Source organism: Streptomyces graminilatus, assembly GCF_001418565.1.
Taxonomy (GTDB): domain Bacteria; phylum Actinomycetota; class Actinomycetes; order Streptomycetales; family Streptomycetaceae; genus Streptomyces; species Streptomyces graminilatus.
In genome coordinates, this window is sequence record NZ_LIQQ01000628.1 from 1 (window position 1) to 6,302 (window position 6,302).

The following is a 6,302-nucleotide window of genomic DNA, read 5'->3' on the forward strand; positions in this document are numbered from 1 at the left end:
AGGGGCGCGGGGAACTGCGCGACAAGCCACCGACGACCCGCACCCGCCGACGGGCCCTACGAATCGAGTCCGAGGGCGAACGCCGCCTCCAGGTCGTGCTGGGAGTACGTCCGGAACGCCACGTGGGTGTCCGTCGCCTCCACGCCCGGGATCTTGCTGATGCTGCCGGGGATGATCTCCGCGAGGTCCTCGTGGGCCTTGACGCGGACCATCGCGATCAGGTCGTACGTGCCGGTGACGGAGAAGACCTCGCTCACGCTGTCCAGCGCGGCGATCGACTCCGCGATCTCGGGGATCCGGTCCACGCTGGTCTTGATGAGCACGATCGCGGTGATCACGGCTGGTTCTCTCCCTCGGTGGCCGTCGCTGGGGCGGGCCTCACTCTAGTCGTACGGCGATATCGCACCCACGCGTAGCCGAAGCCGAGCCCGAAGCCCACCACGTGCGCCAGATACGCCACCCCGGGGCCGGCGGTCGCGCGGCCCGCCGCCAGCCACTGGAGGGTCGCCCAGAAGGGGAGGGTCAGCCAGGCCGGGAAGCGCAGGGGCAGGAAGAAGAGGAACGGGAGGAGGCTTGTCACGCGGGCGCCGGGGAACAGGTACAGGAACGCGCCCAGGATCGCCGAGATCGCGCCCGACGCCCCGACCAGCGTCTGCTGCGAGCCGGCGTTGGCAGCGGCGTAGCCGAGCAGGGCGAGGTAGCCGCAGCCCAGGTAGAAGAGGGCGAACTCCAGATGGCCGAGGCGTTCCTCCGTCATCGCGCCGAAGACGTAGAGGAAGAGCATGTTGCCCAGCAGATGGACCCAGCTGCCGTGGACGAACAGTGCCGTGGCGGGGGTGAGCGTGGCCCTGGGGGAACCCGTGAAGAGGTCGGCGGGTACGACGCCCCAGCGGTGGAAGTAGGCCCGCTGAGCGGCGAGGAGGGCGTCCCCGGTGCCGTACCCGGGGTTCAGGCCCGAGCCGGGGCCGATCGCGAAGAGCAGGCAGCAGACGGCGATCAGTCCGTACGTCACCGGGGCCGACTGGGCGCGAATCGATCTCTCGATCGGCGTCCGGACTGTTCTCCGGAACGATCCCTGGGCCGTCGTACGCCACTTCTCGAACTCGCCGATCATGGACACAGAGCATGGCGTAACGGGACGGAACAGTGCGTACCGCCTCGCCGCTGTGGACGGACGGGCGGTGGGTACCCGGCAGGCCTTAGGGTTACGTGCCACACGCTCCAGGGAAACTGGCGCGGCACGGATACTAGATGGAAAGCGAACATATCCACGATGACGGTTCCTCTGCCCACCGAGTCGACCCGGTGGCGATGTGCTCTCTGCGGCAACCTCACGCGGTTCGACGTGACCCGCTCCTCCAAGGTCGTGGAGTACGTGCACCTCGATCTCGCCGGAGATCCGAGTGTGGAGGAGCGCGAGGTGGTCAGTGAGACCATCGAGTCGGTGCGCTGCCGTTGGTGCAACGCCGTGGATCAGGTGGAACTCGTGGACAGGCCGGGCGCCGGCTCCTGACAGGAGCCGGCCCCGTACCGGAACTGGTTGGGGTGACGGATGGTGGAGACCACAGGCGGGGAGCCGGGCGACGGCGCCGCCGAGGTGCTCGACCGCCCGCTGCCCGACGGCGTGCGCAGACGTGTCGTGCAGATCGTGTCGGACGGGTTCGGCGGGCTCACGGTGGCCGAACTGCCCGCCCAGTTGCGCCAGTACGCGCGGTTCGCGCCCAATCGGCGGGCCAAGTTCGCGGGCAACGCGATGGCCTCCGCGCTGGAGGCCGACGCGGTCTTCCGGCAGCGCATCGGGGACAAGCTCAGGGAGGCCCAGCCGGAGCTGGCCGGGGCGCTCGACGCCGGTTCGCCGCCCCCGGCCGCCGATCCGCTGGACGTGGCGGCGGCGGCCTATGTGCTGCGCCCCACGGGCTGGGTGAAGCTGGTCACCGCGGCGGGCGAGGAGGCGCAGCGCGCCGACGCCGAGCGGGCCGGCGAGGAGAGCCGGGCCGAACTGGAGCGGCTGCGCGAGGAGCTGGCCGCCGCCCGCGGCCACACCCGTACGGAGACCGAGCGGCTGCGTACGGAGCTGGAGACGGCGAAGAAGGAAGCCGAGTCGCTGCACCGCAAGCTGCGCGCCGCCCTCAGCGACGTCAAGCGCGGCGAGGCCGCCCTGCGCAAGGTGCACGCCGAGATGGAGACCCTGCGCGCGGAGGGGCACGCACAGGTCTCCGGGGCCGAGAGCGAGGCCCGGCGGCTCAAGGGGCGGCTGGCCGAGGTCGAGGCCGCGCTGGAGGCCAGCAGACGCGCCGCCCGGGAGGGCCGCAGCGTCGAGGACATGCGCGTACGGCTGCTGCTGGACACCGTGCTGGAGGCGGCCCAGGGGCTGCGCCGGGAGCTGGCGCTGCCGCCGGTGTCGGTCCGGCCGGCCGAGACCGTGGACGCGGTCGAGCCGGGGCGGATGACGCCGAAGGACATCGCCGCCCGGGCCCTGTCCGAGAACGATCCGGCCATTCTCGACCAGCTTCTCGCGCTGCCGCAGGCGCATCTGGTCGTCGACGGCTACAACGTGACGAAGACCGGCTATCCGCAGATGCCGCTGGAGAAGCAGCGGCTGCGGCTGCTGGGGCAGCTCTCGCAGCTCGCCGCGCAGAGCGGGGCCGAGGTCACCTGTGTCTTCGACGGGGCCGAGCTGGCCGCTCCGGTGCTGCTGGCGCCGCCGCGCGGGGTACGGGTGCTGTTCTCCAAGGCCGGTGTCACCGCCGACGAGTTGATCCGGCAGCTGGTGCGCGCGGAGCCGCCCGGCCGGCCGGTCATCGTCGTGTCGACCGACCGCGAGGTGGCCGACGGGATCGCCAAGGCCGGTGCCCGGCCGGTGGCCTCGGTCGTGCTGCTGAAGCGGTTCTCGCGCGGCTGACCGCGCGGCTGACCGCGCGGCTGAACGTGCGGCTGAACGTGCTCCGCAACATAAGTGCGTAATGACCGAATTGACGGATTCCTTGCGCAACCTAGCGTCAGTCGGGCATTGCTGTATGTGTGTTGAGTGTAAAAAATACGATGAGTGACAAACATTTTTCGCGTCAGGATTTGAACTGATCACAGGAAGGTCACTAGGGTCGTGCCTCGAACCTCCGCTCGGGTGATCACTCAAAGGGAGTGACAGCGGGAGAAGAAGGAGTTCGCCTCCGTGGCGTCCCATCGTCGACCGAAGCAGCCGAGCCGCACCCGCGTGACCGTGCTCACCACCGCCGCCGCTGCCGCCGTGGCCCTCAGCGCCAACGCCGCCAACGCGGCGCCGAGCGAAAAGCCGAGCAAGGACGAGGTCAAGGCCAAGGTCGACGCCCTCTACGAGCAGGCGGAGCAGGCCTCCGAGAAGCTCAACGGGGCCCAGGAGAAGCAGGACCGGCTGGAGAAGGAGATCTCCACCCTCCAGGACAACGTCGCCCGTGGCCAGGAAGAGCTCAACGAGCTGCGTGACGGCCTCGGACTCGCCGCCGCCGCCCAGTACCGCACCGGCGGCATCGACCCCTCCGTGCAGCTCTTCCTCTCCGCCAACCCGGACGACTACCTCGACAAGGCGTCCACGATGGACCAGTTGAGCGCTCAGCAGGTCGAGTCGCTCAAGAAGGTCCAGGAGAAGCAGCGCGCGCTCGCCCAGCAGCGCTCCGAGGCCAGCGAGAAGCTCGCCGACCTCGCGGACACCCGCGCCGAACTGGCCGGGAAGAAGAAGGAAGTCCAGGGCAGGCTCGCCGAGGCGCGCAAGCTCCTCAACTCCATGACGGCCGCGGAGAAGGCGGCCATCGCCGCCGCCGACGCCCGCGCCAGCCGCGCCAGCGCCCGCTCCGCCCTCAGCTCGTCGCCGTCCGACGCGGGCGGCTCGGGTGCGGCCGTCACGGGCCGCGCCGGTTCCGCGTACGCCGCCGCCCAGAGCGTGATCGGCTCGCCGTACGTCTACGGCGCCGCGGGCCCCAGCTCCTTCGACTGCTCGGGCCTCACCTCATGGGCGTTCGCCCAGGCCGGGATCCAGATACCCCGTACCTCGCAGGAGCAGGCCAACGCCGGTACGCGCATCTACTCGCAGAGCGATCTCCAGGTCGGCGACCTGGTCATCTTCTACGGCGACCACCACCACGTCGGCTTCTACGCCGGCAACGGCCAGGTCCTGCACGCGCCGCGAACCGGCACGGTCGTCCGGTACGAGTCGATCGACAACATGCCGTTCCAGTTCGGCGTACGGATCTGATCCTCTCGTCGACGGATCGGATCGTCGTACTCCTTCCGGGTCTTTTCAAGATCAGGACACGTTGACGCCCGAACGGGCGAATCACGACACGGTCCGCTGACCCCACGCCCCGCCCATGACCTGCGTCATAGGCGGGGCGTCACCGTGTGTGGCCGTCGAGGTCTTTGGTCCACGCGCAGTCGCACGGCTACTGTCTGGCGCGCCCCCAACACCGGGGAGCAGATGCGTCCGCCAGCGGAAGGAGTGCGGCTTCTCGTGGGGTTCCATCGCCGCCTTGCACCGTCCGGGTTCGACCGGGGAGTCAGCGCCGCGGGCGCCGCCCTCACCGTGTTGTCCGCCGCAGCCGCAGCTCTCGGCGCCGCCGTGCCGTCGGCCACCGCCGCGCCGACCGACCACACCCGGGCCGAGGTGGACCGGCTCTACACGGCGGCCGAGGAGGCCACCGAGTCCTACAACCGGGCCGACGAGCGCGCCGACGAGCTGCGCGAGCAGGTGACCCGGGCGCAGGACCGGATCGCCCGGCAGCAACTGCGCGTCAACACCATGCGGGAGGCGCTCGGTTCGCTCGCGGGCGCCCAGTACCGGGCCGGGGGCCTCGACCCCTCGCTGGCGCTGCTGTTCTCCGACAACCCGGACGAATACCTGGAGAAGGCCGCCGCGCTCGACCGGATCAACCTCCACCAGGCCGCCGAACTCAGGGAACTCCAGGCGGCCATGCGGGAACTCGCCCAGGAGCGCGCGGAGGCCACCGGCACGCTCACCGAGCTGGAACGCAGCCGCAAGGCGGTCGCCGCGCACAAGCGGACCGTCGAGCGGAAGCTGGCGAAGGCGCGGGCGCTGCTCAACTCGCTGCCGTCCGCCGACCGGGCCGCCTACGACCGGGCCTCCCGCTCCGACCGCGCCGACCTGCCCGACCCCGGCACCGCCGTAGCGCCGAGCGCCCGTGCGGCAGCAGCCGTCGCCGCCGCCCGCGCCGCACTGGGCAGCCCGTACGTCTGGGGCTCCAACGGGCCCTCCGGCTTCGACTGTTCGGGCCTGATGCAGTGGTCGTACGCCAAGGCCGGAGTCTCCCTCCCGCGCACCTCACAGGCCCAGCGGTACGCCGGCCACCAGATCCCGCTCTCCCAGGCCCAGCCCGGGGACAGCATCTCCCTGGCCAGCGGCACCTACACGGGCAACTTCACCGCCGGGAACTCCGGTACGGCGGCGAAGCCGATCTTCCTGTGCGGCGGTTCCGGAGCGGTCATCGACGGCGGCGGCACCGACGACGGCTACGCCTTCCACCTCAACCACGTCAGCTACTGGCGGCTGGTGGGTTTCACCGTCCGCGACGCGCAGAAGGGCGTGATGGCGGACGGTGTGGTGGGCACCGTCATCCAGGGCCTCACCGTCGAACAGATCGGTGACGAGGGCATCCACCTGCGCGACTTCAGCTCGGACAACATGGTCCGGGACAACACCGTCCACACCACCGGGCTGCGCCGCGAGAAGTACGGCGAGGGCATCTACATCGGCACCGCCAAGTCCAACTGGTGCACCGTGACCAACTGCAAGATCGACACCAGCGACCGCAACGTCGTGCTCGGCAACCACATCAGCGACACCACCGCCGAGTCCATCGACATCAAGGAGGGCACCAGCGACGGCAAGGTCATCGGCAACACCTTCGACGGATCGAAACTGAGCGGCTCCCACAACAACGACTCCTGGGTCGATGTGAAGGGCAACGGCTGGCTGTTCCAGGGCAACACCGGAAGCCACTCCCCGCTGGACGGCTTCCAGAGCCACCGGATCGTCGAGGGCTGGGGCACCGGCAACACCTTCCAGGACAACATCGCGAACGTGGACGGGCCCGGCTACGGCTTCCACCTCACGTCCGACGGCAACAAAGTCACCTGCGACAACAAGGCGAACGACGCGGCCGAGGGCCTGGCCAACATCACCTGCACGTCCTGACACACCCGCTTCCCCGTTACCCCGTTACCCCGTTACCCGCTTTCCCCTTCCCCGCTTCCCCGCTCCCCCTTTCCTGCTTTCCGCTCCCCGCATGCCGCCACCCGCCCGTGCGGCCGGC

General features: G+C 70.1%; 6 protein-coding genes and 1 pseudogene. 5 read left to right on the plus strand and 2 right to left on the minus strand.

Annotated elements, in window-relative coordinates; all coding sequences use genetic code 11:
• Nucleotides 1–56: 56 nt before the first annotated feature.
• The gene (locus AOK08_RS38585) at nucleotides 57–338 is read right to left on the minus strand and encodes an Lrp/AsnC family transcriptional regulator (RefSeq protein ID WP_055534788.1); all 282 of its coding nucleotides are present in this window, start codon (nucleotides 336–338) and stop codon (nucleotides 57–59) included.
• Nucleotides 335–1,114: a rhomboid family intramembrane serine protease gene (locus AOK08_RS38590; protein WP_422125813.1), complete on the minus strand. Its 780-nt coding sequence runs from the start codon at nucleotides 1,112–1,114 to the stop codon at nucleotides 335–337. The genes AOK08_RS38585 and AOK08_RS38590 overlap by 4 nt, the downstream gene beginning before the upstream one ends.
• Before the next feature lie 159 nt (nucleotides 1,115–1,273).
• On the opposite strand from AOK08_RS38590, the gene AOK08_RS38595 reads away from it, so the two are divergent.
• The 5 genes and pseudogenes from AOK08_RS38595 to AOK08_RS48125 all read left to right on the plus strand — a co-directional run bounded on the left by AOK08_RS38595 (nucleotide 1,274) and on the right by AOK08_RS48125 (nucleotide 6,184).
• Nucleotides 1,274–1,513: a hypothetical protein gene (locus AOK08_RS38595; RefSeq protein WP_055534790.1), complete on the plus strand. Its 240-nt coding sequence runs from the start codon at nucleotides 1,274–1,276 to the stop codon at nucleotides 1,511–1,513.
• A 39-nt stretch (nucleotides 1,514–1,552) separates the two neighbouring features.
• Nucleotides 1,553–2,902: an NYN domain-containing protein gene (locus tag AOK08_RS38600; RefSeq protein WP_055534800.1), complete on the plus strand. Its 1,350-nt coding sequence runs from the start codon at nucleotides 1,553–1,555 to the stop codon at nucleotides 2,900–2,902.
• 270 nt (nucleotides 2,903–3,172) lie between these two features.
• On the plus strand, nucleotides 3,173–4,228 hold the full coding sequence (locus tag AOK08_RS38605) for a C40 family peptidase (RefSeq protein ID WP_055534802.1): 1,056 nt from the start codon (nucleotides 3,173–3,175) through the stop codon (nucleotides 4,226–4,228).
• 255 nt (nucleotides 4,229–4,483) lie between these two features.
• A pseudogene (locus AOK08_RS48120) lies at nucleotides 4,484–5,407 on the plus strand (C40 family peptidase); the annotation flags it as partial.
• Nucleotides 5,408–5,449: 42 nt separating this feature from the next.
• On the plus strand, nucleotides 5,450–6,184 hold the full coding sequence (locus AOK08_RS48125; protein WP_479683336.1) for a right-handed parallel beta-helix repeat-containing protein: 735 nt from the start codon (nucleotides 5,450–5,452) through the stop codon (nucleotides 6,182–6,184).
• Nucleotides 6,185–6,302 lie beyond the last annotated feature (118 nt).